The organism is Pseudomonas sp. AGC41 (assembly GCF_057334555.1).
In genome coordinates this window covers 5,835-6,624 of record NZ_JBHFJB010000056.1, presented here as the reverse complement: position 1 = coordinate 6,624, position 790 = coordinate 5,835, and the positions used below count along the sequence as shown (strand labels likewise).

Sequence of the window (790 nt, the reverse complement as noted above, 5' to 3'; positions counted from 1 at the left end):
AGCAGGCTCGCTCCCACATGAAACCGGCGGTTAGCAGATAGGCGAGTGTTACAGTGCCCACTGCCCCGTCTTTTCGCCCACGAGGAACTCAATGCCTGTAAAACTCCCCTCCGCCGCCTACCGCGCCTTCCTCTTCGACATGGACGGCACGCTGCTTAATTCTGTCGCTGCCACTGAGCGGATCTGGACGCGCTGGGCCATGCGCCATGGCCTGGACGTGGCGGCATTCCTGCCGACCATCCATGGCGTGCGCGCTGTCGATACCGTCGCCCGCCAGAACCTGCCGGGCGTGGATGCCCAGGCCGAGGCCGCGCAGCTCACCGTCGAAGAAATCGAGGACGTGGAGGGCGTGGTCGAGGTGCCCGGTGCGCTGGCCTTTCTCAAAAGCCTGCCGTCGACGCAATGGGCAATTGTCACCTCGGCGCCCATGGCCTTGGCTTTGCGCCGCATGGAAGCAGCCGGGATTCCACGCCCGGCGGTGATGGTGACTGCCGAAGACGTGAGCGCCGGCAAGCCAAATCCCGATTGCTATCTACTCGCGGCGCAGCGCTTGCAAGTGGCGCCACAGGAATGCCTGGTGTTCGAGGACGCCGAAGCCGGGATCAAGGCCGGCGAGGCGGCCGGTATGGACGTGATGGTGGTGACGGCCACGCACACGCATCCGGTGGTGACGTTGCACTCGCAAATCGGGGATTACCGTGGGCTGAGTGTCACGGTGGGCAATGGGTTGATGCGCCTCTCAAGCCACCGCTGAACCCTGTGGGAGCGAGCCTGCTCGCGAAAGCGGTGC

At 64.8% G+C, this 790-nt stretch carries 1 protein-coding gene; it reads left to right on the top strand.

Annotation, left to right across the window (positions count from 1 at the left end; genetic code table 11):
• Positions 1–91: 91 nt before the first annotated feature.
• On the top strand, positions 92–754 hold the full coding sequence (locus ACE04F_RS11075; RefSeq protein ID WP_486106634.1) for an HAD family hydrolase: 663 nt from the start codon (positions 92–94) through the stop codon (positions 752–754).
• Positions 755–790: the final 36 nt, after the last annotated feature.

Bases quoted from the DNA above. Each gene is read 5' to 3' on its own strand.
- ACE04F_RS11075 (WP_486106634.1), top strand. From the start codon at position 92: ATGCCTGTAAAACTCCCCTCCGCCGCCTACCGCGCCTTCCTCTTCGAC.